Source organism: Haemophilus sp. SZY H56 (assembly GCF_054332415.1).
On sequence record NZ_JBTGNX010000001.1, the window covers coordinates 99,732 to 123,682 of the forward strand.

General features: G+C 40.7%; 30 protein-coding genes. 5 read left to right on the forward strand and 25 right to left on the reverse strand.

The annotated features are described in order from the left end of the window. Positions 1–41: 41 nt before the first annotated feature. From ACXVWP_RS00510 to ACXVWP_RS00560, 11 genes are all read right to left on the reverse strand, one after another. A complete protein-coding gene (locus ACXVWP_RS00510; protein ID WP_297567985.1) occupies positions 42–335 on the reverse strand; it encodes a hypothetical protein in 294 nt (97 codons plus the stop codon). Continuing rightward, positions 332–1,030, reverse strand: coding sequence for a DUF2786 domain-containing protein (locus ACXVWP_RS00515; RefSeq protein WP_297568155.1), 699 nt, complete (start codon positions 1,028–1,030; stop codon positions 332–334). Before ACXVWP_RS00515 ends, ACXVWP_RS00510 begins: the two co-directional genes overlap by 4 nt. Before the next feature lie 2 nt (positions 1,031–1,032). Continuing rightward, positions 1,033–1,206, reverse strand: a complete 174-nt coding sequence (locus tag ACXVWP_RS00520) for an FMN-dependent NADH-azoreductase (RefSeq protein WP_297567984.1) — start codon at positions 1,204–1,206, stop codon at positions 1,033–1,035. Next, positions 1,203–1,367 (reverse strand): hypothetical protein, encoded by a 165-nt coding sequence (locus ACXVWP_RS00525; RefSeq protein WP_165816493.1) that lies wholly within the window; start codon positions 1,365–1,367, stop codon positions 1,203–1,205. Before ACXVWP_RS00525 ends, ACXVWP_RS00520 begins: the two co-directional genes overlap by 4 nt. Next, positions 1,360–1,569, reverse strand: coding sequence for an ANR family transcriptional regulator (locus ACXVWP_RS00530; RefSeq protein ID WP_049368128.1), 210 nt, complete (start codon positions 1,567–1,569; stop codon positions 1,360–1,362). Before ACXVWP_RS00530 ends, ACXVWP_RS00525 begins: the two co-directional genes overlap by 8 nt. 107 nt (positions 1,570–1,676) lie before the next feature. Continuing rightward, complete coding sequence (locus ACXVWP_RS00535; protein ID WP_297567979.1) at positions 1,677–2,294, reverse strand: DUF3164 family protein; 618 nt, start codon at positions 2,292–2,294, stop codon at positions 1,677–1,679. Next, positions 2,295–2,486, reverse strand: coding sequence for an HTH domain-containing protein (locus ACXVWP_RS00540; RefSeq protein WP_005698001.1), 192 nt, complete (start codon positions 2,484–2,486; stop codon positions 2,295–2,297). Between the two features lie 8 nt (positions 2,487–2,494). After that, the gene (locus ACXVWP_RS00545) at positions 2,495–2,791 is read right to left on the reverse strand and encodes a hypothetical protein (RefSeq protein ID WP_297567975.1); all 297 of its coding nucleotides are present in this window, start codon (positions 2,789–2,791) and stop codon (positions 2,495–2,497) included. Positions 2,792–2,801: 10 nt separating this feature from the next. Further along, positions 2,802–3,683, reverse strand: a complete 882-nt coding sequence (locus ACXVWP_RS00550) for an AAA family ATPase (protein WP_297567971.1) — start codon at positions 3,681–3,683, stop codon at positions 2,802–2,804. A 10-nt stretch (positions 3,684–3,693) separates the two neighbouring features. Beyond that, positions 3,694–5,676, reverse strand: a complete 1,983-nt coding sequence (locus tag ACXVWP_RS00555; protein WP_297567970.1) for a Mu transposase C-terminal domain-containing protein — start codon at positions 5,674–5,676, stop codon at positions 3,694–3,696. Between the two features lie 43 nt (positions 5,677–5,719). Next, entirely contained in the window at positions 5,720–5,998 is a 279-nt protein-coding gene (locus ACXVWP_RS00560) for a helix-turn-helix domain-containing protein (protein WP_005698104.1), read from the reverse strand. Positions 5,999–6,174: 176 nt separating this feature from the next. Here ACXVWP_RS00560 and ACXVWP_RS00565 point away from each other — a divergent pair, with 176 nt between their 5' ends. Then, the gene (locus ACXVWP_RS00565) at positions 6,175–6,879 is read left to right on the forward strand and encodes a LexA family transcriptional regulator (protein WP_297567968.1); all 705 of its coding nucleotides are present in this window, start codon (positions 6,175–6,177) and stop codon (positions 6,877–6,879) included. Between the two features lie 290 nt (positions 6,880–7,169). Here the strand turns inward: ACXVWP_RS00565 and ACXVWP_RS00570 are convergent, their stop codons facing one another. From ACXVWP_RS00570 to ACXVWP_RS00595, 6 genes are read right to left on the reverse strand one after another with little or no spacing between them, the layout of a single operon-like run. Then, positions 7,170–7,361, reverse strand: a complete 192-nt coding sequence (locus tag ACXVWP_RS00570; protein ID WP_458473140.1) for a hypothetical protein — start codon at positions 7,359–7,361, stop codon at positions 7,170–7,172. Positions 7,362–7,418: 57 nt separating this feature from the next. Continuing rightward, positions 7,419–8,258 (reverse strand): NADPH-dependent 7-cyano-7-deazaguanine reductase QueF, encoded by an 840-nt coding sequence (gene queF / locus ACXVWP_RS00575; RefSeq protein ID WP_289901735.1) that lies wholly within the window; start codon positions 8,256–8,258, stop codon positions 7,419–7,421. A 24-nt stretch (positions 8,259–8,282) separates the two neighbouring features. Next, positions 8,283–9,068, reverse strand: coding sequence for a Zn-ribbon-containing protein (locus ACXVWP_RS00580; protein WP_289901736.1), 786 nt, complete (start codon positions 9,066–9,068; stop codon positions 8,283–8,285). 2 nt (positions 9,069–9,070) lie between these two features. After that, positions 9,071–9,445, reverse strand: a complete 375-nt coding sequence (locus tag ACXVWP_RS00585; protein WP_289901737.1) for a SufE family protein — start codon at positions 9,443–9,445, stop codon at positions 9,071–9,073. Then, positions 9,439–10,641, reverse strand: a complete 1,203-nt coding sequence (locus ACXVWP_RS00590; RefSeq protein ID WP_289901738.1) for a cysteine desulfurase — start codon at positions 10,639–10,641, stop codon at positions 9,439–9,441. Before ACXVWP_RS00590 ends, ACXVWP_RS00585 begins: the two co-directional genes overlap by 7 nt. Then, positions 10,631–11,146 carry a thermonuclease family protein gene (locus ACXVWP_RS00595; RefSeq protein ID WP_289901739.1) on the reverse strand — a complete coding sequence of 172 codons (516 nt, stop codon included), beginning with the start codon at positions 11,144–11,146 and terminating at the stop codon, positions 10,631–10,633. The genes ACXVWP_RS00590 and ACXVWP_RS00595 overlap by 11 nt, the downstream gene beginning before the upstream one ends. A gap of 112 nt (positions 11,147–11,258) precedes the next feature. On the opposite strand from ACXVWP_RS00595, the gene ACXVWP_RS00600 reads away from it, so the two are divergent. From ACXVWP_RS00600 to ACXVWP_RS00615, 4 genes are read left to right on the forward strand one after another with little or no spacing between them, the layout of a single operon-like run. Beyond that, positions 11,259–11,675, forward strand: coding sequence for a CidA/LrgA family protein (locus ACXVWP_RS00600; protein ID WP_289901740.1), 417 nt, complete (start codon positions 11,259–11,261; stop codon positions 11,673–11,675). Positions 11,676–11,681: 6 nt separating this feature from the next. Beyond that, positions 11,682–12,377, forward strand: coding sequence for a CidB/LrgB family autolysis modulator (locus tag ACXVWP_RS00605; protein WP_289901791.1), 696 nt, complete (start codon positions 11,682–11,684; stop codon positions 12,375–12,377). Next, complete coding sequence (locus ACXVWP_RS00610; protein WP_289901741.1) at positions 12,374–13,726, forward strand: anti-phage deoxyguanosine triphosphatase; 1,353 nt, start codon at positions 12,374–12,376, stop codon at positions 13,724–13,726. The genes ACXVWP_RS00605 and ACXVWP_RS00610 overlap by 4 nt, the downstream gene beginning before the upstream one ends. A 45-nt stretch (positions 13,727–13,771) precedes the next feature. Then, positions 13,772–15,715: an ABC transporter ATP-binding protein gene (locus tag ACXVWP_RS00615; protein WP_289901742.1), complete on the forward strand. Its 1,944-nt coding sequence runs from the start codon at positions 13,772–13,774 to the stop codon at positions 15,713–15,715. Positions 15,716–15,759: 44 nt separating this feature from the next. On the opposite strand, the gene ACXVWP_RS00620 is transcribed toward ACXVWP_RS00615, so the two are convergent. The 8 genes from ACXVWP_RS00620 to rsxA form a co-directional block, all read right to left on the reverse strand. Then, positions 15,760–17,130, reverse strand: coding sequence for a sodium-dependent transporter (locus ACXVWP_RS00620; RefSeq protein ID WP_049374534.1), 1,371 nt, complete (start codon positions 17,128–17,130; stop codon positions 15,760–15,762). A 26-nt stretch (positions 17,131–17,156) separates the two neighbouring features. Beyond that, the gene (gene nth, locus ACXVWP_RS00625) at positions 17,157–17,792 is read right to left on the reverse strand and encodes an endonuclease III (RefSeq protein ID WP_289901743.1); all 636 of its coding nucleotides are present in this window, start codon (positions 17,790–17,792) and stop codon (positions 17,157–17,159) included. Continuing rightward, positions 17,789–18,499 carry an electron transport complex subunit E gene (locus tag ACXVWP_RS00630; RefSeq protein WP_289901744.1) on the reverse strand — a complete coding sequence of 237 codons (711 nt, stop codon included), beginning with the start codon at positions 18,497–18,499 and terminating at the stop codon, positions 17,789–17,791. Before ACXVWP_RS00630 ends, nth begins: the two co-directional genes overlap by 4 nt. Positions 18,500–18,509: 10 nt before the next feature. Further along, positions 18,510–19,136: an electron transport complex subunit RsxG gene (gene rsxG / locus ACXVWP_RS00635; RefSeq protein ID WP_289901745.1), complete on the reverse strand. Its 627-nt coding sequence runs from the start codon at positions 19,134–19,136 to the stop codon at positions 18,510–18,512. After that, complete coding sequence (rsxD, locus tag ACXVWP_RS00640; RefSeq protein WP_289901746.1) at positions 19,136–20,218, reverse strand: electron transport complex subunit RsxD; 1,083 nt, start codon at positions 20,216–20,218, stop codon at positions 19,136–19,138. Before rsxD ends, rsxG begins: the two co-directional genes overlap by 1 nt. Before the next feature lie 14 nt (positions 20,219–20,232). Next, positions 20,233–22,698: an electron transport complex subunit RsxC gene (rsxC, locus tag ACXVWP_RS00645; protein ID WP_369866521.1), complete on the reverse strand. Its 2,466-nt coding sequence runs from the start codon at positions 22,696–22,698 to the stop codon at positions 20,233–20,235. Positions 22,699–22,705: 7 nt separating this feature from the next. Further along, complete coding sequence (rsxB, locus tag ACXVWP_RS00650) at positions 22,706–23,284, reverse strand: electron transport complex subunit RsxB (RefSeq protein WP_369866522.1); 579 nt, start codon at positions 23,282–23,284, stop codon at positions 22,706–22,708. Positions 23,285–23,354: 70 nt separating this feature from the next. Beyond that, positions 23,355–23,933 carry an electron transport complex subunit RsxA gene (rsxA, locus tag ACXVWP_RS00655; RefSeq protein WP_049363585.1) on the reverse strand — a complete coding sequence of 193 codons (579 nt, stop codon included), beginning with the start codon at positions 23,931–23,933 and terminating at the stop codon, positions 23,355–23,357. Between the last annotated feature and the right edge of the window lie 18 nt (positions 23,934–23,951).

Sequence of the window (23,951 nt, forward strand, 5' to 3'; positions counted from 1 at the left end):
AAAGAGGGGGTAGGGGAGATTTAATGGGCTGTAAATGGGTTTTATTTTTCTTTTCTTACCTTGATTTTTACATCATTTTCGCCATGTTGATGGTGTCTAATCGTTACTTCGTAACCATCAACCCCATTTTTTCCATCATCCTTCCACTTAATAACAGGTTCCGGATTAACCTGCACAACAACACCAAGCTCTTCGATAGCGACTTGTTTCTTTTGTATAAATGTTTTGCGAATAGCAAACCAATGAATAAAATCAGGCAAGAAACGATTAAACTGTTCTTCGGTTAACTGCAAAAAGTCTTCAACTTGTCTAAATTCATAAATTTTGTCACTCATTTTCTCACCCCCAACTTAACCGTTTCTTTCCCATTTACACCGTGATTCAGCGTAACTTCCTTTCCTTGTTTATAGCCTGCACTTTGCGCCAAACCGTAGTCTTTTGAGTTTCCTTTCTCGCGTACTTTGGTTTCGCTCCATTTCTCTTCTTTAAATGCTTCAGCTTTGTAGCTTTCCATTTTTTGCTTTTCTTCCTGTGTCATTGCAAACTGTTTCACGTTTTGATTCACGCCGACAACCCAGCCTTCACAAAAAGAATCTCCCCGAGCAATCAGCGTGCTACGTTTTAGATGCTTGCTTTGCGTATCTAAAAACGCTTTACGCGCCCCTTGTAATCGGCGATATAACACATCAAAACAGTAAGATGCGATTTCAGGGCGTTCTTCTGCGCCGTAAAATACAACGTGCATTTTGTTTTCGCCGTAATCATTGCCTGGGTAAGCGTTAGATAAATAACCTTCAACGCCAAACGCCTTTGTAATCACTGAGATCAGCATGTGTACATATCTGGCGGATTTCATGGCGGTTTTCTGCTTAGCGTGGGCTTGGCTAAATTCAACTTGTGACTGATTAAGCTGATTCTCCGCCATTAGTTTTTGCGCCATAGCCAGCGCGCTTGCTGCTTCATGCGGATTATTTGATTTGCTCAATGCCAACAATTTTTTGATTTTCCTGAGTAGTTTGTCTTGTTCCATACTCACCCCAACATCGGCGTAATCCGCCATGCCACACTTTTCATTTCTCTGCTTGCCGCTTGTAACAGCTTCAAGCATGCCATTTCGTCATTATCGAGCCACATATCCTGCGCCATTTCAATTTGCTCTCTAATCTGTGCCAGTTGCTCGGTGACTTGCGCTTTTTTTTCACTCATACTTCCTCCACTTCAACCACATCATCAATTTCCGTAATCGTGTGTGGCAGTTTATTGACATCACACACATTTAAATCACACATATCTAACACTTGTTCATTGCTTTCAGCTTCAACAACTGCCTCAACCAAACAATAAAAGCGTGCCACATACTTAGCCATGTCTCACCTCCGGTCTTCTATTTGGATAACGCACATAATGCGCACACATCTTTTGGCGGTTTAATGCCCATTCTTCATTTTCGCTTTTTCGAGCAACAATAGCCGCTCTCTGCCAAGCAGCCTCAGCAGTTGCCCATGCACCGGCACGCTCCATTTCAACAGCTAACGTGCTAAAATCTTTATAGGTTCGTAGTTTTTCCATACATTGCTCCTTAGTTAATGATTAAAACCTATTACTAATGCCCCTCATCCCGCCCCCTCTTTTGTAAAGAGGGGTTAGGGGAGATTTAAAGGGCATTTAAATAAGCTTTAAGCCCCAGCTACATCTAACGCAATCGGCACATACTGATCGGTTTCTCCAACACGTTCATAAAGGCGAACATAAGCTTTACTGCTTACCACTTGCACGCTTTCGCTAATTGCCTGCATCGCGTTTTGCCAGCGACTGTCTTGGATCTCGACGCGGCGCAAACCCAAAATGCGGGAGGTGTTGAGGTTTCCTTCTTTATCCACATTGAACGCACGCTCAATCAAGGCTTTCAATTCAGGGCGAGAGCCTTCGCTCCATTCATTCAAACACTCGTCAATCAACACTTTTGCTGCTTGAATACGTTCATCAAATTGCAAACTTTCGTTAATTGCGCGTTGAATTTTGTATTTACCGTCATAGCTGAAAAGAGTCACATTGCCTTTGTTGCCTCCCACTTTCGCGCCATATTTCTCGGCAGAAAGCTCAATAAAGGCTTGTACATCACCAAAAATGCCTTCTTTAAAATGGCTAATTGCTTTGCTTAAATCACGACCACGTTCAACCCATTCATACACGAGTGCATCACGTGCTTTGTCGATTTCTTTCACCAACTCAGCAGGAGTTAAATTGCCTTTTGCATCTCGCCAATATTCTTTACCTTCAATCATTACTTTCATTTAGATTTCCTCTTTTCCTAACTTAATCACTACAAGCCGCTTACCTTTATCACGTTCACGTCGGGCGGCGGTTGCCGAACAGTAAATCGTTTTTTCGCTCACATTGAGTTTCTTTGCTAATTCTTCTGCCGTCCCGTCACCCAAATTCTCTTCGCCACGATAGACTGCATAAATTTGCCGACGCGTTGCCATCGCTCCTCCTAATTCAAATACTTACGCCAAATCACTCGAATACCTTCTACTGCAAACTGTGCTTCTTGGTATCTCCCCACATCGCGTCCAACTTGATAAACAAAAGCGCGTTGTTCACGCTCTAAGCGATCTGTCACCGCATTTGCCATCACACGAACGGTTGGTTTGATTTTTTCAAAATGCACATTCACCACAGTAAGTCCCATTTCATTTAAACGTTTCACTGCTTTTTCTACTTGTTCCAGATAAGCCAACATTAAAGCGTTGTTTTTATTTAGGCGTTTGGTTGTTTTTGCCTGTAACATAATCGTCTCCTTAACTAATTAACATTTTGCTGTATTGTTCAATCATCTCTGCGCTAATTTCGGTCTCGTTAATCTCTGCCGAACGTACAACGCCGCGCATTAACTTACTTAATCGACGTGCGTTACCTTTACAGGCTTTCAATAAAGCCGCATTAAATTCGCTCGTATTAAGTGCACTTTCTGCTAACATCGCCAAATCACTTTCAGGTAATGCATTGCCAAGGTCGCAAGCAAAACCCACTCGACTATAAAGCTGTGCCAACTCATTATTTTTGCCTTTTAAATTCACCAACAAGCGAGGCATACCCGCTAAAATCACCCCACAATTTGTTAAATCGTGAATACGTCGGATAAATTCCAAAGAGCGGGTAGAAAGTAACTCGGCCTCATCAATCATTAACAAACGTTCCGCACCGTTGAGTTTTTCCACAATGCTTGCCAAAACATCATTATTAACACCGCGACTGGTCGCCCCTACAGTTTCAGCAATCTTGCGTAACAGCACTTTCGGTGTGCAGCTTGGATCAACTTCAATTAAAATGGCTGAACTATGTTCTTTCGCATATTGTTTTAGCATCTGCGTCTTGCCTAATCCTGCAGCTCCATAAATCACATTAATTTCGCCCTCTGCGTGGGCAAAGTGCATAATTTCCATACCGCGTTTTGCTGTTTGAGTGGGTACAAATGCATTGTTGTATTTTGCTTCAACCACTTTCGCCTTATGACGTGCCAATAATTCATCCACTTTGTTATCTAACCATTTAGTATCAGTTGGATATTTACCGTTGATATATTGGCTAACAGTCGTAATAGATACATCAAATAAGCTCGCCACTTGTTTTTGGCTCATCTTGTTCGCATCCATAAACGCTTTTAATTCTTGTGCTTTCATCTTGTTCTCCTTATTCATTTACTAACTTTTTTCTTTGTTCCCACGCCTCTTTATCTGCTTTAGTTAAGAAAATTGGCGTTTTCTCATTTTTAGGTTTTGCCTGTGTTTTCAACAATTCAAAACCTGATTGATGATGCTCAATCGTAATAATCGGATTCATTTCCGCATTAATCTCATCAAGCTGTTCTTGTTTCAATTTCGCACGGCGTGCATGACGCTCTTTACGAACTTTCTCAACAAAGGCAACTGGGAACGCATCACGTTTATTGCCATCTAATTCGGCATAACAAACAAAAGTGCCGTCTTTTTTTCTTACAATCACTTGGCTTGGGTCGTGTATATCAAAAGATGCTTGCACTTCGATACCATCCACATCTAACAACTTCGTACTGAAGTAAAAGTTATTAAATAATCTCAACCAACCTCGCTCAGGCGTTCTTAATACGCTTGGGCGGAATAGATCTCTTGATTCTGCCGGTGTAACAAAGACCAAATCATCAGGGTTCACTTTCTCCATCAACTGACGGCGTTTTTGTGCCGGTGTCATACCGATTTCACTATGCACATGCTCGTTGTTGTACCAATCAACCCCTGCTTGAACCGCATCTAAAAACTGATTCCAGCTTGGCAATTTACCCACAGCCCATTGTTGTTTTGGTGTTAGTTGAGCCGATCCTTTACGCTTTGCCTTATCTAGTGAAATAACTGCGGTGCTCACTTGTCGAATGGTGTCGCGGTCTGCTCCAGTACCATGATAGGTTTCAAACTGGCGAGCGATACGATATAAAATCGTTTGGTGAACCCGCTCAATAATCCCACGCCCTTGTGGATTGCCTGGAATCCCTGTTTGGTGATTAATCCCCAAACGTGGCAACATCCCCGTAATATCACCATCAAGCATCCAGTTTTTCTCACCACCACCGTTATCGGAGTAATAAATTGCCGGTATACCGTAGCGTTCCACGCCATAACGCAAGGCATCAGCCACCGCTAGAACGTTTTCCGCCAAACTTGCCGACCAACCCACAATAAAACGACAAGATGCATCCATTATTAATGTCACCTCAGGAATAAATGGGCGACCGTGTTCAGGATGGGCGACTTTCAATTTCATCGCATGGCCATCACCTACCCACACATCATTTACCTGCAACACGCTCCAGTCACGTTTCACATAAGTGTTAAGGGCACGGAGTTCAGAACCTGTTTTACGACCAATTTCTTTAATGTGTTTTGGCAATTTCGCCAACGCAGCACGAACTTGGTCAATGCTCGGTTTCATCTCTAAACGCAATGGCTCATCTGCAAAACGTGCATCCCATTCAGCCGAAAAATAGTGATAGGCTTCTGCAACATTGATTCCATTGGTTTGGCGATACACCGCCAAAAAGTCAGGCAACCACACAATTTCTTCTGCCTTTTTCGCCACCCGTTGCATTGGTGCGAGGGCTTTTAATCGTTCTTCAGGCGTATCTGCCTTTTCATAATCCAACACCCACTGGTTCAAAGTGCGTTCAGATAAAGTGCGATTTTTCCCTTTCTTGTTATTGGCGGTTTCCACCAATCTCATCAAATCATCGGAAATGCCACCATGTTTGATTTGTTTACAAAAGAACTTAATCGCCTTATAACGTGGCTGAGCTTGTTCGAGCTGTGCCACTTGGGCAACTAACGCCATTCTTGCCCCCGCTACTTCACGTTGTTTTTCCGTTAAGGTTTTTAATTCCACCTGACGGAGATCGGCTGGGAGTGATTTTGGTTTTGCTTTTACAATAGATACTGCAAACTTTGTGCGAATCTCGTCTTGCAATGCCTGCGGTAAAGAACAAAGCGCATATTCCATCCCGCCACCTTTGCCAACGCGCTTACGGGACTCCCAGTTTTCGCGTTTTGCTTTATCTAAAACATTTTTGTGTGCTTGCGGTAAGGTTGAAAGTTTAAGTTTCAACAACTCCGCCACCGAATAGTGCGTTTTCAAAGAAATTTCATTCATAAATGATCCTTTTAGTTTCTTTTACGTTTAAATTCCTTTAAGATTAAAACTTATTCGTTAAAACAGGTCTTCGGTTACGTTCAATTCGTTCCCGAGAACGCGCAGCCCAAATCTCTTCAGGAGCAACGCCAACCGCATTAGCGATAAGTCTTTCCATTTTTGGATAAGGCTTATCAAGTGCGGTCTTTAATGTGTTGTAACTCACGTTTCCTGCTTGAGCTAAAGAACGCAAAGACCACCCGTTTTTACGCAACGCCGCCAAAATATCCGCACGATGCCAATCATTTGCTGCGGCTTTTTTTGTGTCGCTTAATACACTCATTTAATACACCTCCTTTTATGTACCTAGTGCGTGTATTAAACCGTAAAACTTTAAACAAATCAACCGTAAAACTTAAATTTTTTAAAAATATTTTCGCTTTACGTTTAAGTTTTAACAAAATCAAAGACTTATGGATTTGTTTTACGATTAACAAAAACAAATGGAAACCGTAAAAGATGAGCAAGCCAAACATTTACGATGAAAACTTCTCAAATCGCATGAAATTGATCGCAGAAAAAAGCTTTAAGAATAATTACAGTGAATTTGCTAGAGCAGTTGGCGTAGCCCAAGCGTCATTGGCGCGTTGGGTAAAAGGAGAAGCGGACCCTTCTAGAATGAATTTAATAAAAATTGCAGATGCTTCAGGCGTAAACCTTGAATGGTTAGCCCTTGGTGTTGGTGATATGGACGATACAAAACCACAGATAGTAAAGCATGACATTAATTTACAGGCTGGCAATGACGAAACCTTTGCAGAGATTGAAGACTGCCGAGAGATTCGTCTATCCGCTGGCGGTGGGGCGTTTAATAATGGTTACGAAGAAATAAGCACAACCAAGGTTGAACGTGCATGGTTACAATCGCGCCGATTAAAAGCGAAGGATTGCGCCATGTTCTTGGTAAGTGGCGAGAGCATGTACCCAACCTTGAAGGATGGCGAAGAAATCATTGTTGACCGCTCTAAGCGCGAATTAACAGAAGGGAAAATATTTGTACTAAACCACAACGGATCAATGCTGGTAAAGAAAGTACAATTTACCTACGGTGGAGTAGAGCTAATTAGTGACAACCCATCCTATCGCCCATTAAAACTAGACACAGAAGAAGCAAACAGCCTTGTCGTGATAGGGCAAGTTGTGCGTGGTTATCGGGACTTCTAATATGTCACCGACATCAATGTCGGTAAAATCCCCAAAAACCGCATCACAAGCAATTTCTTAATATTTTAAAACACAACGGCACGGATGCCAGTGTTCCTTTCAAATATCGCCAAATAATGGCGCATTTTCGCTAATTCTACCCATAATCACACACAACAAACCGCTAGATTTCACCCAAACGCGCCAAAACAACCATAAATAACCAATAAAAAAGGCAGTTTCCACATAGAAACTGCCTTAAACCCATTTATTAAAAACTTTAAAACCTTTTTAAAATGGTCTTTAAAATTTTAAAACGGTTTAAAAACCACAAATCCACCGTTCATTTTTATGCAAAATAAAACCCAATTTTCAACCATTTTACAGCCTTTCTCACCATTTTCATTTTTTGCATAAATTTGACCACAAAATCGCCCAACTCCGCGCCACACAAGCCCTAAGCCAAATTTTTCCCGCCAAATTTTTTCTTTTCCTTTATGCAAATATTGTCACTACCCCACAAAGTGCGGTTGATTTTCACCGCACTTTTGTTTTGTGATTTATTGTCTTGCCAAGCGTAAATTTTGCGGAATTTCCTCAAAGTTAGAACGGAATGGATTAATATCCAATCCACCACGACGCGTATAACGCGCATAGACGGTGAGTTTTTCTGGTTTAGCGTAATGCATCAAGTCACAGAAAATACGCTCGACACATTGCTCGTGAAACTCATTATGTTGACGGAAAGACACAATGTAGCGGAGAAGTTTTTCGCGATCGATTTGTTTACCTACATAATGAATTTGCACGGTTCCCCAATCGGGCTGACTGGTGATCAGACAGTTAGATTTCAATAAATGGCTTACTAAGATTTCTTCCGCCACATTATCGGACGTACAATTTTGCAAAATGTTTGCATTAAATTCGTAGCTGTGGATTTCGATATCCTGATCATCAATGCAATCGCCCGTGAAAGTATCAATACTTTGTCCTTGATAGTGGGATAATGGATGTAAACGTACTTTGACTTCGCCTTGAGCGCAAGCACTGAGATCTTCTCGCATCGTGCGCTCTACGCTAGCAAAATCAGCAAATTGACTTTGGTTAAAGCTGTTTAAATAGAGTTTAAAGCTTTTTGATTCAATTAAATTTTCACTGCGATAATCAATTTCCACATCAGCAATGGCGACTTGCGGCAAACCTTTTGGATTTAACCAAGAAATTTCATAGGCTGTCCAAATATCAGCGCCTTGAGTAAAAGGCTGTTGTTCGGTAATGCCTAAGCCATCACGATTGAGTTTACGAGGCACGGGTTGTAACAAAGTGCGGTCATAATTCGCCGCATATTCTGTTGCTTGACCGAGTTTTAAAGATTGAAGACTTTTATCTTGATAATTCATTTGTTTTCCTAAATGACGAAAGCGTTATAAAAAGTTCCACGACACATTCGAGACTAATCGACATTGGTCGCATTTAAAGTAAATCACATCAAATAGCGGCGCGTTTAATGCCCAATCTCCACCACATTGCGGGCAACAGCGTTGCTGTTCCGATTTTAAAGAATGGCCTCCGACACGGTATAAATAATAATAGGTCGGTATGCCGCTTTCTTTTTCAATTTCAGTAGCAAGGTAGCGTCCATGTTTGCTGAGCGTGCTATTAACCTCGGCGATTTCGTTTAACGATTCTTTTTCTAAAACCGAACCATTCATTTGCAGCTGATCGCAAGCCTGCCAATTTTCCTGCCATTTAATCAAATCTTGGCTTAAATGAGGTTGATTTTTTAGCTGTTTATAGAGCGGAATTGGAGAAAAATCATCTCCACTATGCAAGGGGGAGCTAGATTGCAAATGTGTAGTATAGAGAATCTGCCATGCTGGTTGGCTACATTCTGCGGTGCTGTCTGCATTTAAATCATCGGCAATAATTTGGAAACCTTGAAAATGTAGACCGCACTTTTCAGCATTTTCCATCGCCAGATTCACAGTTTGGTTATTATTCTCGGGTAAAAGGCTATCTTGCTCAGGGCAAATGACGCGCATCGCAAAACCTTGTTCTCCCTCTTCTTCTGTTAAATAAAGCGGGATTTCACGGCCGATAATTTGTCCGTTATAACGCCATTGGTCGATGACTGCATTGAGCAAACGGCTTTGTTGGCCGATATCATTTTCTAAGGCGCCTAATTTAAAAAAGGGTTCGATCAGATACATAATTACAGATTGTGCAATATTTCTTCGATTTGTTTTAAACCATTCAAGCGAGTTTCACTTAAGCGAGAGGCAATACCGAACTCATCAAAAAATTGACGAATATTAAATTGTTGTAGTTGATTATTGGTTTGTCCATTGATGTTTTGTAACAACAACCATAACAAACCATTCATAATGCGCGCTTCGCTGTAAGCTTGAAATTGAAACGTGCCGTCATTTTGTGGAATGGTCTTAAACCAAAGCCCTGCTTCGCAGCCTTGAATCGATTGCATTTGAGCTAATTCATCTGGAGAGGGTTGAGGAAGATGCTTACCGGCTTGAATAATGAAACGGTAACGATCTTCCCAATTTTTTGCCTGTTTAATGTTTTCTAGCATGCTAATAACTCTAAGGATTTATCTAATGCCGCAAAAAAAGCATCCACATCTTGCGGGCTATTGTAAGGCGCAAAAGAAAGTCTTAATGTAGTACGCTCACCAAGACGGGCTAAGTAAGGTTGGGCGCAATGTTCGCCAACTCGCAACGCAATTTTTTGTTCGCTCAGGAGCGTAGCAAGATCGGATGCCGCAATCCCATCAAAAACAAAACAAACTACTGAACTCGGTTGTGGTGAATTGAATAAACGACAATTTGGATAGTTTTTCAACCGCACTTTACTTTGCTCGGCAAGCTCAATAGCATGCGCCTCGGCAGCCTGAAAATCCCATTTTTTGAGCCAATCTAGCACTGTACCAAAGCCAATCACGCCCGCAATATTTGGTGTACCGGCTTCTAATCGATAAGGTAAATCGGCAAAGGTAATACATTCATGGGATACGCGGTCAATCATTTTTCCACCGTAAAAAAGTGGTTGTAGCAGGGAAAGCGAGCTTAATTTTCCGCTTAATACACCAATGCCGTTTGGTCCATAAATTTTGTGTGCAGAAAAGGCAATAAAATCCGCATCTAATGCCTGTAAATCAATCTGTATATGGCTAATAGCCTGAGCGGCATCTACTAAAACGAGCGCATTGCTATGTTGGCGGATTAGTTGAATTAAATGCTGGATATGTTGTTCCGTTCCCGTTACGTTGGAGACAAAATTGAGTGCTACTAACTTAGTTTTTTCATTCAATGCTGCAATCAAGGCATTTTCATCAATTAACCAATTATCCGAAATGTGCAGCACTTCAATTTTCGCTCCGCATTTTTTCGCTGTTTCATGCCAAGTAACATAATTAGCATGATGGTCTGCTTGGCTAATTAAGATTTCATCTCCCGCATGTAAAGAGGGGAGTAAACCGTTGGCAACCAAATTAATGCTATGAGTTGTTCCAGACGTCCAAATTACCGCTTTTTCATCTTCTGCATTAATTAAGGTTTTAACTAGGTGACGAGCATTTTCATATTGTGCTGTCTGTGCCGCTTCGTACTGACTACGATGTACGGAGCCTGCCGATTGATAAAATGTAGTCGTTGCATCAATGAGTGCTTGAGGTTTTAATGCCGTCGCTGCATTATCCAAATAAATCACGGCATTTGGCGATTTAAAATAAGGGAATTCATTTTTAAATGATTGATAATCAAAAGCCATGGTTATCTCCGTGTTTGAGTGTTTTTTTCTGTTTACGCCATTCATAAGGGGCAATAGGGGTGGGATCTCGCCATAAGCCGATTTTTTGTTGTTGGGCAAAATCTTGTGCCTGAAAGTAGATTGGATTTTTAGCATATTGCGGATAAACCCACGCCATACCATTTTTCACCATTTCTAAGTTAATGTTTTGTTCTTGTAGATAAACCGTTGCCAAAATACGTTGGTAGCGATCATAACCAGAAACTGACAACGTCACATTTTGTTTGAAAACAAGCTGTGAAAGATATTGTTTGGCTTTCTTACCAAATGCCTGACCTTTCTCAGGGGCATCAATTTCTTGTAATCGTACTTTGAATTGTTTTTTAGTGGGTAAGAGACAAGTTAGAGTATCGCCATCACTGACACCCACCACCCAACACGCCATTTGGCGTTCCGCAGAGACTGAAAATTGACCCCAAAGTGCGGTCAAAATTATGGTTAAAAATAATAAGAATTTCTTAATCATTTTGAATTTCTTTGATCTATATCGCAAAATTTAACTAAAAAGAGGGGGTAATTCTAACAAAAAAAGCGTAAAATAAATTTGAATTATTGTTAAATAAGTTGAAAGAGGAAATATGTTACTCCAAAAAGGCGTTCAACTTGTTCGCTCACTCGTGATTTTATACATTATGTTGCTACTCGGCAATTTGATTTCGCACTATGTACCCGTTGGAATTCCTGGCAGCATCTGGGGATTATTGATACTTTTTATCGGATTAACCACTCGTATCATTCGCTTGGAATGGATTTATTTGGGTTCTAGTCTATTGATTCGTTACATGGCAGTACTTTTTGTGCCGGTGAGTGTAGGCATTATTAAATATTATGATTTACTTGTTGCTCAATGGAAAATTTTACTTATTCCAAATATTCTTAGTACTTTTCTGACGCTCTTCATTATCGCATTTCTTGGGAATTATTTGTTTTACAAACAATCCTTTACCCATAAACGTCAAAAAGTATTAGAAAAACGTAATATTCAAGCAGAGTAAGGTTTCATTATGCAATATGCAATTTATCTTTATACCGGTTTAACGATTTTCGGATTTTGGCTCGCATTGCAAATTAGTAAACGTTGGAAATCTATGATTTTCAATACCTTCGTCCTAACGGTATCAATTCTCGTGCTGATTTTAGAAATTGGGGATATTTCTTATGATGATTACATGGCGGGGAATACACCAATTAATAATTTGCTTGGTTTAAGTATTGTGGCGCTTGCCTTGCCATTGTATGAGCAGCTTCAACAAATCGCGAGACAGTGGAAAATCATTCTTTCTGTGGTGATATTAGCTTCTTTGCTTTCTATGTTTACTGGCGCTATTTTGGCAATTATTTTAGGAGCGAGTCCTGAAATGGTGGCGACCGTATTACCCAAATCAATTACCACGCCAATTGCGATGGAAGTGTCTTCTCATTTAGGCGGTATTCCAGCCGTTACAGCCGTAGGCGTGATTGTTGCAGGTTTGCAAGGTTCGGTTTTTGGTTATCTCATCTTGAAAAAACTCGGTATCAAACAACAAGAAGCGGTGGGGTTATCTGTTGGTGCAGTTTCTCACGCACTCGGCACAGTAAGCTGTATGGAAGCTGATCCGAAAGCGGGGAGTTATAGTTCGATTTCTTTGGTACTTTGCGGTATTATGAGCTCAATTTTAGCCCCCTTAGTATTCCATGTTATTCGTTTATTTTTATGAGAACCCAATTAGCTGATTTTTGGACTGAACGTTTCCTTCCTGATCCGCCTCGCGAAAAAGATCACCGACCACCATTTCGTCGTGATCGCGGGCGGATTTTACATTCTGCTGCTTTCCGTTGTTTACAAGCCAAAACACAGATTCACGCGGTGGGTGAAAATGATTTTTATCGTACTCGTTTAACTCATTCCCTTGAAGTGGCACAAATCGGTAGCAGCCTGGTTTCCCAATTAAAATTTGCGGAAAGTTATGTTGCTATTTCAGACCAGCTTCATATCGAAAAAAGTGAATTACAGAAACAACTCAAGCCTTTATTACCAAGCAATGATTTAATTGAAAGTTTGTGCTTTGCACATGATATTGGTCATCCACCGTTTGGTCATGGTGGGGAAGTGGCGCTCAATTATATGATGCGTAATCATGGCGGCTTTGAAGGCAATGCGCAGACATTTCGTATTATTACTAAACTCGAGCCTTATACTGAAACAGCAGGGATGAATTTAACGCGTCGTGCTATTTTAGGTGTGGTGAAATATCCGAATATTTTAGACTTATCTTCCCCGCAATATGCCCAGTTGCCGCATACTGAAAACGCTGATCCGCGTTATGTCAAAATTAGCGATTGGAAGCCTGGAAAAGGGTTATTCCGTGATGACGTCACAATGTTTACTTGGTTGTTGCAAAACCTTTCTGAAAATGACCGCACTTTGTTTGGTTCATTTCAAAAAGTGCGGTCAAATCCTGCTGAGTTTTTAAAAACACAATTTAAATCATTAGATTGCAGCATTATGGAATTGGCGGATGATATTGCGTATGGGGTACATGATTTAGAAGATGCGATTGTGACTGGTGTAGTAAATCAACATCAGTGGCAAGAAGCATTGGCTGAACTTAAAACAATTCCTTCAGATTGGTTGGCAAAAAATATAGAGCAAGTTAGCCAACGATTGTTCTCCAATCATCATTTTGAACGTAAAAATGCCATTGGGGCATTAGTGAATTTCTTTATCACCCATGTGCGTTGGAAAGTCACCGGCAATTTTGATGAACCTTTGTTACGTTATAACGCAGAATTACCACAAGATGTGATTGCGGCATTAAATGTGTTCAAAAAGTTTGTGTGGAAATATGTAATTCGCCATGTGGAAACGCAACGTATTGAATATAAAGGACAACGTATTCTCACAGAAATGTTCCAGATTTTTGAGTCTGACCCAGAACGTTTATTGCCAACGAATACCGCTAATCGTTGGAGAAATGCACCGGAGCAGGGTAAAAAACGTATTATTTGTGATTATATCGCGGGCATGTCAGATGCCTATGCCTTAAAGGTTTATCACCAGCTCTAAAGTGCGGTTATTTTTATTGATATTTTGAATTTATAGGACAATTTTGTGGCATTAATTAGTTTAACTAACGCTTATCTTTCTTTTAGTGATCATCCTTTACTTGATCATGCTGAACTTCATATTGAACCCAATGAGCGCGTGTGTTTAGTGGGGCGCAACGGTGCAGGTAAATCGACTTTATTAAAAATTATTGCACAGCAAGTCACCATGGATGACGGCAAAGTGCAGTATGAAAAAGATTTAGTGGTTTCACGTTTAGAACAAGACCCGCCTCGCCATGCTGAAGGAAATGTATTTGATTATGTGGCAGAAGGCATTGAGCATTTAGCGGACTTGTTAAAGGAATACCATCATATTTCGCAAGAGTTGACACAAAATTATAGTGAACAAACTCTTAACCAACTGGCACAAGTGCAAGCAAAATTAGAGCATGCCAACGGCTGGCAGTTTGAAAATAAAATCAATGAAGTATTGCAAAAACTCGAGTTAAATCCTGATACTAAATTAGCCGATTTATCGGGTGGTTGGTTGCGTAAAGCCGCTCTTGCTCGTGCATTGGTGTGTAACCCCGATGTCTTGTTATTAGATGAACCAACCAACCACTTGGATGTGGATGCAATCGAATGGTTAGAAAACTTCTTATTAGAATTTACCGGAAGTATTGTATTTATTTCCCACGATCGTTCTTTTATCCGCAAAATGGCGACCCGTATTGTGGATTTAGATCGCGGGAAATTAGTGTCTTATCCAGGTAACTATGATTTATACCTCACCGCTAAAGAGGAAAGCTTACGTGTCGAAGCATTGCAAAATGACCTTTTTGATAAGCGTTTAGCGCAAGAAGAAGTTTGGATTCGTCAAGGGATTAAAGCGCGCCGTACGCGTAATGAAGGCCGTGTGCGAGCTTTAAAAGCTATGCGTGAAGAACGTCGCCAACGTCGTGAAGTGATGGGCGCCGCCAAGTTACAATTAGATAACTCAAGTCGTTCTGGCAAAATCGTATTTGAAATGGAAAATGTGAGCTATGAGATTGAAGGCAAACAGCTGCTCAAAGATTTCAGCACGACCATTTTACGTGGCGATAAAATTGCATTGGTTGGTCCAAATGGCTGCGGAAAAACCACCTTTATTAAACTTTTATTAGGTGAAATCAAGCCAACGAGTGGCAGCATTCATTGTGGTACAAAATTAGACATTGCTTATTTTGACCAATATCGTGCCGATCTCGATCCAGAAAAAACGGTGATGGATAACGTTGCCGATGGCAAGCAGGATATTGAAGTCAATGGCATAAAACGTCATGTCTTGGGCTATTTGCAGGATTTCTTATTTCCCCCCAAACGAGCTATGACACCCGTAAAAGCGCTTTCAGGTGGTGAACGTAACCGTTTGTTATTGGCTAAATTATTACTGAAACCTAATAATCTATTGATTCTCGATGAACCAACCAATGACTTGGATGTAGAAACCTTAGAATTATTAGAGGAAATTCTCACGGATTATCAAGGCACCTTATTGATTGTCAGCCATGATCGTCAGTTTATTGATAACGTCGCAACGGAGTGTTATTTCTTTGAAGGTGACGGCGTATTGAATAAATACGTAGGCGGTTTCTTTGATGCAAAAGGACAACAAGCTAATTACTTTGCTATGAAAGCAGAGCAAGAGACCCAAAAATCCAAAAAAGAAGCACCAAAAGCACAGGAAAGTGCGGTTAAAAATGACGCTGTTTCTCAAAAGCCAAAATCCGTTAAACTTTCTTACAAAGAACAACGTGAGTTAGAACAGCTACCGCAATTGTTGGAAGAATTGGAAGAGAAAATTACTGCACTTCAAGCTGAAATTGGTGATCCTCACTTTTTCCAACAAGCCCATGATGTAACAGATGCTAAGCTTAAGGAATTATCGGACACTGAAGCGGAGCTTGAAACGGCTTTTCTTCGTTGGGAAGAACTTGAAGAGAAAAAAACTCAAGCTGAAGCAAAATAGAGGATAGATAAAAAGAAACCGAGCTAAATAGCTCGGTTTTTTTATTAAATATTACTGATAAAAATCACCAAAATAATCACTGGAACCACAAATTTAACATAGTTAAACCAAATTGTGGTGAAGCGTGAATTTGGTGTTGGAGAGAGCTCTTTTTTTGCATCGTCTTTTAACACGAAACCAACGAAAATGGCACAGCCAAGTGCGGTCAGCATAAAGAGAATATTTCCGCTAACAAAATCGAAGGCATCGAAAATGCTTTTACCGAATATGGTGAAATCTTTCCAAAGGTTATCACCTAGAATAGATGGCACGTTACCTAATAAGAAAATCCCCATTAAGGTAACAAAAATTGCTTTGCCTCGGCGCATTCTGAGTTTTTCTTGTAACGCGGTGATGATGACTTCGTAAATCGTAATTGACGTGGTTAATGCTGCAATAAGCAATAAACCGAAGAACACGATAGCAAAGAATTTACCCGCCCATAAATGTGAGAATACAATTGGTAAACTTTGGAAAACCAAGGTTGGCCCTGCGTTAGGTTCAATGCCGAATGTGAATAATGATGGGAAGATCATAAAACCACATAACACGGCGATAATGGTGTTAGTAAAACCCGTAATAACGGCTGTTTGAATAAGGTTTTCTTCCTTGTTCAAATAGCTGGAGAGGGTAATCAATACACCGAAACCAAGGCTTAAAGCGAAGAATACTTGCCCTAATACGAAGATGAATAATTTAGGTGTGATTTTGCTGAAATCAGGCTTTAAGTAGAAAGTCACACCTTCCATTGCGCCAGGTAAGGTGAGGTTACGAATTACCATGCCAATTAGGAAGATAAAGAGCAATGGCATTAAGTATTTCACGGAACGTTCAATCCCACCAATGATACCTTTCGCTAAAATGATGTAATTCACCGCCACAAACAGGAAGGTATAAAGCATGATTTCCCATGGACTGTTGCTGATATGTAAATCGTAGAAATCTTTGGCTACTTCTTTTGTTATTGGTGCAGAAATATCAAGGGTGTTATTAATTAGGCTGATGATATAAGACATCACCCAACCACCAAGCACCATATAATAGGCCATGATACCAAATGCGCCGAGAAGCCCCATGTAGCCGAGAATCTTCCAATATTTGGAGATGTTTTTACCTTTATCTTGGATTTTATCGCCAAAAGCATCAATGGAATTCACACGCAAACGGCGTCCGATAACGTTTTCCACTAAAATCATCGGGATACCAATCACAATCATCGCAATACAAAAGAGGAGTACATAGGCACCACCGCCATTTTCACCCACTAAATAAGGAAAGCGCCATGTTGCCCCAAAGCCAACTGTCGCACCCGCTACGGTAAGCACATAAGTTAGTCGACTAGACCACGTTTGGCGAGATTGATTGTTTGTTGTCATAATATATTCCGTTTGATTTTATTCGTTTAATATTCTGTTTTTTCTTTGTATTCGCAGAGATCTTCAATAATGCAAGCACCGCAGCGAGGTTTTCGTGCGGTACAAGTATAGCGCCCGTGTAAAATAAGCCAGTGGTGTACATCTACTTTAAATTCTTTAGGCACAACTTTGAGCAGTTTTTCTTCTACTTTTACCACATCTTTACCAGGGGCAAAATTCGTGCGGTTGCATACGCGAAAAATATGGGTATCCACTGCAATAGTCGGGTGGCCGAAAGCGGTATTTAATACCACATTTGCTGTTTTTCTACCGACACCCGCAAGGGCTTCTAAGGCTTCACGGCTTTCAGGTACTTCGCCGTTGTGTTTCTCAACTAAATCACGGCAGGTTTTAATAATATTTTCTGCTTTGCTGTTATAAAGCCCGATGGTTTTAATGTATTCTTTTAACCCCTCTAAGCCAAGATCTAAAATGGCTTGTGGAGTATTTGCTACAGGGAATAATTTTGCCGTCGCTTTATTGACACCTTTATCGGTGGCTTGGGCCGATAAGATCACGGCGATGAGTAATTCGAAAGGCGAATTATACTCTAATTCCGTGGTGGGACGCGGGTTTTGCTCCCTAAGTCGAGTGAGAATTTCAATTCGTTTAGCTTGGTTCATTTTTTCATATCAATTCGGTTTTTAATCGCCAATAGGATGCCTAATCCAATAAAGGCACCTGGCGGAAGAATAAAGAGTAAAAAGCTACTGTCAGCGTGATAAATATGTAATGTAAGGAATTTCGCACCTTGACCAAATAAGTTTTCAATCCCTTCGAAAAGGGTACCTTGACCTAAGATTTCACGTAATGCACCTAATACGGTGATACTTAATGCCATGCCTAACCCCATTGAAAAACCATCCCAGGCAGCATGTGCTACGCTATTTTTAGAGGCAAAGGCTTCTGCACGGCCAATCACAATACAATTGGTGACGATTAAAGGAATAAAAATCCCGAGAGCTTGATAGAGTGTATAGGTATAAGCATTCATTAATAATTGCACCACCGTTACGGTAGTCGCAATAATCATCACATAAATCGGAATACGGATTTCATGAGGTATTTGCTTACGAAAGAGTGAAACAATTGTATTGGTGCAAGTTAAAACCAACATAGTTGCAAGCCCTAAACCTAAGGCATTTGTTGCCGTACTCGAAACAGCTAAGAGCGGACAGAGTCCTAATAATTGCACGAGAGTTGAGTTGTTTTTCCACACACCCTGAATAAAGATTTCTTTCCAAACAGAAGGCGTTTGCGTTATTTCTTCTGAATTTTCAAGCGCACTTTGCTTATCAAGTGCGGTCGTTTTTTCGGTTAAATCAGTCATAATAAATATCCTATTGCGCGTATTTTTTTGCCATCTCGTTGAGTAATGCTTCATTTTCAAGCATCACGAGAGCAGAGCGTTTTACTTGATTCACAATCGCGCGCGGCGTAATAGTTGCGCCAGAAAATTGATCAAATTTACCACCATCTTTTTTGACCGCCCAATCTTTTAGGCTTTCTGGTACGATAACTTGGTTTGTAAAACTTAAAATCCAGTCAGAAATGCGAAGTTCGATTTTATCGCCTAATCCTGGGGTTTCATGGTGTTCAATCACACGCACACCTAAAACTTCACCTTTTGGTGTAATCCCTACTAATAAACGGATATTTCCCGAATAGCCATCTGGCGCTGTCGTTTCATAAGCATAGGCTGTTAGCACATGATCTTTGATCGCAAAATAGACTTTTTGAATACCTTTGAGTTTATCTTGCTCAGGTATTTCAACGCTTTCAAGCAAGTTATTATTGAAATACGCTTGAGGGATGACTTGAAGCAATAACGCTTTTTGTTGTTCAGCCATGGCTTCATCAATTTTATCTTTTGTTAGCATATAAATGCCCGCAGAAACTGCTGTACAAAGCAATGCGATGAAACCTAATAAAAGACCAAAACGGGAGGTGACTTTTAAAATACCCATTATTTTCTCCCTTTTGTAAAGTGCCCAGCTACGCGAGGACGGGTGTAGTAGTCGATAAGTGGCACACAAATATTACTTAATAAAATCGCAAATGCCACGCCGTCAGGGTAGTTTCCAAAGTAACGAATGAGGTAAACCAATAGTCCAACTAATGCACCAAATACAAGCTTACCACGAGGTGTAATAGAAGCGGTGACAGGGTCAGTCGCAATAAAGAATGCGCCGAACATCATGGCACCGCTAAAGAGTTGGCTAATCATACTTAAATGATGATGACCTGACATCGCAGTGATTGTTGCTAAGGTTACAAAGGTCACGAGCATTGAAACGGGAATTTGCCAGTGAATTTTTTTCTTTAAGATTAATACAATCCCACCAAGCATGAATGCCAGATTAACCTGCCACCAACCTTCAGCGAAGTCAGTCCCGTTTTGTAATAAAATCGGTAATTTTACAAAATCATGGAATACGCTTTCATCGCCTTGATGTAAGTTATAGAAGATTTTTGCGCTGTCTAATGGTGTCGCTTGTGTAATTCCATCAATGGAATGGACGAGTTGGCTTAAGCTAAAACCATCAGTAGTTAAGCCTGTGAAAATTAAAGAAAGCGAATCTGCAAATGTTGGGGGTTCATTTAATAATGAAATCGGTGGCATCCAACTAGTCATTGGTAGTGGGAAAGAAATCAATAGCACCACATACCCCACCATAGCCGGATTAAATGGGTTTTGTCCTAAACCACCATAAACATGTTTACCTAGAATAACAGCAGAAAGCGTACCAATTAAAATTACCCAATAAGGTGCATAAGGCGGAATCGCCATCGCTAAAATTAAGGCAGTAAGCACCACACTAAAATCTGAAATATAGACAAGATTTGGCTTATTGCGCAATTTGGTCACAATAAACTCAAGCAATAATGCGAAAGAAATAGCCAAAGCGGATTGCACCAAAACACCCATTCCAAAATAATAAATTTGTGTGAGCAGAGCAGGCAACATGGCTGCAATCACCCATAACATAATACGGGCGGTTAATTTGCCTGAATGGGTATGAGGCGAACTCACCATTTTCTTAAACATAATCTTTTCCTGCGTTATTCTATTTCTTTGGCAGCTTCAGCCGCCGCTTTTTTTGCTTTAGCTCTTGCTATGGCTGTTGCGATAGCGGCTTTTTTCGGATCAAGCGCGGTTGAGTTTTCATCTGTTTTTTCGACCGCACTTTCAGTTTCATTTATTGTAACTGCTTCACTTTGAGCGGCAACTTTCTTAGCTTTAGCTCTCGCAATGGCTGCAGCTACCGCGGCTTTTTTCGGATCAAGCGCGGTTGAGTTTTCATCTGTTTTTTCGACCGCAATTTCAGTTTCATTTATTGTAACTGCTTCACTTTGAGCGGCAACTTTCTTAGCCTTAGCTCTCGCAATGGCCGCAGCTACTGCCGCTTTTTTCGGATTAAGTGCGGTTGGGTTTTCATCCGTTTTTTCGACCGCACTTTCTGTTTCATTTGTTGTAACTGCTTCACTTTGAGCAGCAGCTTTCTTCGCTTTGGCTCTTGCAATGGCTGCAGCTACAGCCGCTTTTTTCGGATCAAATATGGTTGGATTTTCATCTGTTTTTTTGACCGCACTTTCAATTTCATTTGTTGTAACTGCTTCATTTTGAGCGGCAGCTTTCTTCGCTTTGGCTCTCGCAATGGCCGCAGCTACTGCAGCTTTTTTCGTATCAAGTGCGGTTGGATTTTCATCTGTTTTTTCGACTGCGCTTTCAGTTGCATTTGTTGTAGCAGTTTCACCTTGAGCAGCTGCTTTTTTTGCTTTTGCTCTTGCTAGAGCTGCAGCAACAGCTGCTTTCTTCGCCTCTTTTTCGTCAGTTTGTGACGTTGTTGCTTCTGTCACAGTGCCTGTATCTGCTTGTGCTTGTTGTTTAGCTAGGCGACGGGCTTTACGTTGCTCCATGAGCTCATGGTTATCCGGTAAGATTTCACCTTTCTCAGATACAATAGTTTTTGTTTCTTTATTTGCTGCTGAACCCGCTTGTTTTGCTTTCAAGCGTTCTAACGCCGCTTTAACCGGGTCTTCACCTTTTTGTTTTGCAAGCTCTTCACGGCGAGCTTCTGCCGCACGTTGTGAACGTGCTTTACGCTCTTGTTCTTCACGCTCCATACGAGCTTGTTTGGCTTCAAAACGGATTTTAGCCTCTTCAGCTTTTTTTGCTTTTTCTTTAATTTCCCAAATTTTGGCTTTTTCCTGACGGAAATATTGGATAAGTGGAATATGGCTTGGACAAACATAAGCACACACACCACATTCAATACAATCTTTTAAGCTGTATTCTTCAGATTTTTGATGATCTTCACTGCGAGCATACCAATAAAGTTGCTGTGGCATTAAATTGACTGGGCAAGCATCAGAACAAGCAGAGCAGCGGATACAAGATTGTTCCGGTTCGGGTTCACCATATTCAAAATGATCAGGTGCCAATAGACAGTTACTTAATTTGGTGACGGGGGCATTGAGATCTGAAAGTTGCAAGCCCATCATTGGCCCACCTGCAAAAACAGGGAAGCGTTCGTCATATTGATAGCCAACTTGTGCCAATAAGTGGTCAACTGGTGTACCTAAGCGAACCCAGTAGTTGCCTTTCTCGGAAATTTTATCACCAGTCAGCGTGACGACACGCTCAATTAACGGTTCGTCATTAATGACCGCTCTTTTTATCGCAAAAGCCGTGCCGACATTATGCATTAATACGCCAATATCGTAAGAGCGTCCACCGCTTGGCACTTCTATACCGGTAAGTAAATAAATCAGTTGTTTGGCTGCACCTGATGGATATTTAGTCGGAATAACGCGCAATTCAATGTCATTTGCACCCTGTAGTGATTGTTGAATAGCCTGAATCGCTTCAGGTTTATTGTCTTCAACCGCAATCACCACTTTTTCAGGGCGTAAGATATAACGTAAGATGCGAATCCCTTCGATCATTTCATCGGTGTAATCACGCATTAAGCGGTCATCACAGGTAATATAGGGTTCACATTCTGCACCGTTAATAATTAAGAGTTTAACTTTCTTTTCAGCCGATTGGATTTTGGCTGCAGTCGGGAATACCGCACCACCTAAGCCGGCAATGCCAGCTTGGTAAATACGATCAATAAGTTGCTCTACCGGTTGTGTAAAAAATTCTTCAAGTGGAAATTGCTCACGCCATTTATCCAAACCATCCGCTTGAATATGAATCATGTCTTCGGTTAAACCAGAAGGATGAGGCGCAACATGTTTTCCGATAAATTTTACAGTACCAGAAGTTGGCGCATGAACAGGCAAGGTTCTTAAGCCATCGCCTTGTGTTAAAGGCTGGCCTTTAAGGACATAATCGCCTTCTTTAACTAATATATTTCCTGCAGTGCCAGCATGTTGTTTAATCGGCACATAAAAATCATGAGCAAGTTTTGATTGCTGAATAGGGGATTGGTTTGATTGAGATTTCATTTCCGGAGGATGAATTCCGCCTTTAAAATCCCAAATTTTGCCGGAGTTAAATCTTGTTAATACATCAGCCATGTGATTCCTACTCCCCAACCACTAATTTTTTCTCGATTTCTGTGGTATTTACGACTGGAATGACTAATTTAGGATCAAACTTCCAGTTCCAATTATCAATATCTTTTTTCACTTTAATCATGGAGATGCAATCTGTTGGGCAAGGTGCAACACAAAGTTCACAGCCAGTACAGAGATCAGGAATAATAGTATGCATGGCTTTGTTTGTGCCGATAATCGCATCAACAGGGCAGGCTTGAATACATTTGGTACAGCCAATACACATATTTTCATCAATAAAGGCAACCATTTCTTCTGGTTCTGCCACATCATCCATTGCGGGTACATCAACGCCCATGATTTCGGCTATTTTTACTACCGTTGGTCGACCACCCGGCACACATTTTGTGATAACGTCACCATTGGCAATCGCTTCGGCATAAGGCTTGCAACCAGGATAGCCGCATTGCCCACATTGGCTTTGCGGTAAGATGGCATCAATTTTTTCAACGATAGGATCAGCTTCGACTTTTAATTTAATCGAAGCAACGCCTAAAATCGCACCAAAAATTAAAGCGAGAACGGTTACTGAAATTAAGATAAACATTATTTTTTAGTGTTATTCCAAAATAAGCCGAGAAAAATCACTGTTACAGTAATAAACATCAAGAGATAAATCATTTTACTAATCCGGCGAAGCCCATAAAGGCGAGAGACATCAAACCGGCCGTAATTAATGCGATAGACGAGCCACGAAACGTAATAGGTACATCTGCAGCAACAAGGCGTTCACGCAATGCTGCAAATAAAACTAAAACCAGCGCAAAACCTAAAGAGGCGCCAAAACCATAAATGACAGACTCGGTTAAATTGTGTGCCAAATTGACATTTAATAATGCCACACCGAGAACTGCACAGTTTGTGGTAATCAGTGGCAAGAAAATCCCTAATAAGCGATAAAGTGATGGACTCGTTTTATTGATCACCATTTCAGTAAATTGAACCACAACGGCAATCACTAAAATGAAGACTAACGTGCGCAAAAATGTGGCGTTTAGCGGCATTAAAATATAATTATCGACTAAATAAGAACACAGTGATGCTACAGTTAATACGAATGTCGTAGCAAGCCCCATACCAATCGCCGTTTCAATCTTTTTGGATACGCCCATAAATGGACAAAGTCCTAAGAATTTGACCAAAACGAAGTTATTGATTAATGCAGTACTGATAACGAGTAGAATATAATGTGTCATTGCGTCTAAATTTATTTT

Excerpts from the sequence above, each read along its gene's own strand:
- ACXVWP_RS00510 (WP_297567985.1), bottom strand. The coding sequence starts at position 335 with ATGAGTGACAAAATTTATGAATTTAGACAAGTTGAAGACTTTTTGCAG.
- ACXVWP_RS00515 (WP_297568155.1), bottom strand. The coding sequence starts at position 1,030 with ATGGAACAAGACAAACTACTCAGGAAAATCAAAAAATTGTTGGCATTG.
- ACXVWP_RS00520 (WP_297567984.1), bottom strand. The coding sequence starts at position 1,206 with ATGAGTGAAAAAAAAGCGCAAGTCACCGAGCAACTGGCACAGATTAGA.
- ACXVWP_RS00525 (WP_165816493.1), bottom strand. The coding sequence starts at position 1,367 with ATGGCTAAGTATGTGGCACGCTTTTATTGTTTGGTTGAGGCAGTTGTT.
- ACXVWP_RS00530 (WP_049368128.1), bottom strand. The coding sequence starts at position 1,569 with ATGGAAAAACTACGAACCTATAAAGATTTTAGCACGTTAGCTGTTGAA.
- ACXVWP_RS00535 (WP_297567979.1), bottom strand. The coding sequence starts at position 2,294 with ATGAAAGTAATGATTGAAGGTAAAGAATATTGGCGAGATGCAAAAGGC.
- ACXVWP_RS00540 (WP_005698001.1), bottom strand. The coding sequence starts at position 2,486 with ATGGCAACGCGTCGGCAAATTTATGCAGTCTATCGTGGCGAAGAGAAT.
- ACXVWP_RS00545 (WP_297567975.1), bottom strand. The coding sequence starts at position 2,791 with ATGTTACAGGCAAAAACAACCAAACGCCTAAATAAAAACAACGCTTTA.
- ACXVWP_RS00550 (WP_297567971.1), bottom strand. The coding sequence starts at position 3,683 with ATGAAAGCACAAGAATTAAAAGCGTTTATGGATGCGAACAAGATGAGC.
- ACXVWP_RS00555 (WP_297567970.1), bottom strand. The coding sequence starts at position 5,676 with ATGAATGAAATTTCTTTGAAAACGCACTATTCGGTGGCGGAGTTGTTG.
- ACXVWP_RS00560 (WP_005698104.1), bottom strand. The coding sequence starts at position 5,998 with ATGAGTGTATTAAGCGACACAAAAAAAGCCGCAGCAAATGATTGGCAT.
- ACXVWP_RS00565 (WP_297567968.1), top strand. The coding sequence starts at position 6,175 with ATGAGCAAGCCAAACATTTACGATGAAAACTTCTCAAATCGCATGAAA.
- queF (WP_289901735.1), bottom strand. The coding sequence starts at position 8,258 with ATGAATTATCAAGATAAAAGTCTTCAATCTTTAAAACTCGGTCAAGCA.
- ACXVWP_RS00580 (WP_289901736.1), bottom strand. The coding sequence starts at position 9,068 with ATGTATCTGATCGAACCCTTTTTTAAATTAGGCGCCTTAGAAAATGAT.
- ACXVWP_RS00585 (WP_289901737.1), bottom strand. The coding sequence starts at position 9,445 with ATGCTAGAAAACATTAAACAGGCAAAAAATTGGGAAGATCGTTACCGT.
- ACXVWP_RS00590 (WP_289901738.1), bottom strand. The coding sequence starts at position 10,641 with ATGGCTTTTGATTATCAATCATTTAAAAATGAATTCCCTTATTTTAAA.
- ACXVWP_RS00595 (WP_289901739.1), bottom strand. The coding sequence starts at position 11,146 with ATGATTAAGAAATTCTTATTATTTTTAACCATAATTTTGACCGCACTT.
- ACXVWP_RS00600 (WP_289901740.1), top strand. The coding sequence starts at position 11,259 with ATGTTACTCCAAAAAGGCGTTCAACTTGTTCGCTCACTCGTGATTTTA.
- ACXVWP_RS00610 (WP_289901741.1), top strand. The coding sequence starts at position 12,374 with ATGAGAACCCAATTAGCTGATTTTTGGACTGAACGTTTCCTTCCTGAT.
- ACXVWP_RS00620 (WP_049374534.1), bottom strand. The coding sequence starts at position 17,130 with ATGACAACAAACAATCAATCTCGCCAAACGTGGTCTAGTCGACTAACT.
- nth (WP_289901743.1), bottom strand. The coding sequence starts at position 17,792 with ATGAACCAAGCTAAACGAATTGAAATTCTCACTCGACTTAGGGAGCAA.
- ACXVWP_RS00630 (WP_289901744.1), bottom strand. The coding sequence starts at position 18,499 with ATGACTGATTTAACCGAAAAAACGACCGCACTTGATAAGCAAAGTGCG.
- rsxG (WP_289901745.1), bottom strand. The coding sequence starts at position 19,136 with ATGGGTATTTTAAAAGTCACCTCCCGTTTTGGTCTTTTATTAGGTTTC.
- rsxD (WP_289901746.1), bottom strand. The coding sequence starts at position 20,218 with ATGTTTAAGAAAATGGTGAGTTCGCCTCATACCCATTCAGGCAAATTA.
- rsxC (WP_369866521.1), bottom strand. The coding sequence starts at position 22,698 with ATGGCTGATGTATTAACAAGATTTAACTCCGGCAAAATTTGGGATTTT.
- rsxB (WP_369866522.1), bottom strand. The coding sequence starts at position 23,284 with ATGTTTATCTTAATTTCAGTAACCGTTCTCGCTTTAATTTTTGGTGCG.
- rsxA (WP_049363585.1), bottom strand. The coding sequence starts at position 23,933 with ATGACACATTATATTCTACTCGTTATCAGTACTGCATTAATCAATAAC.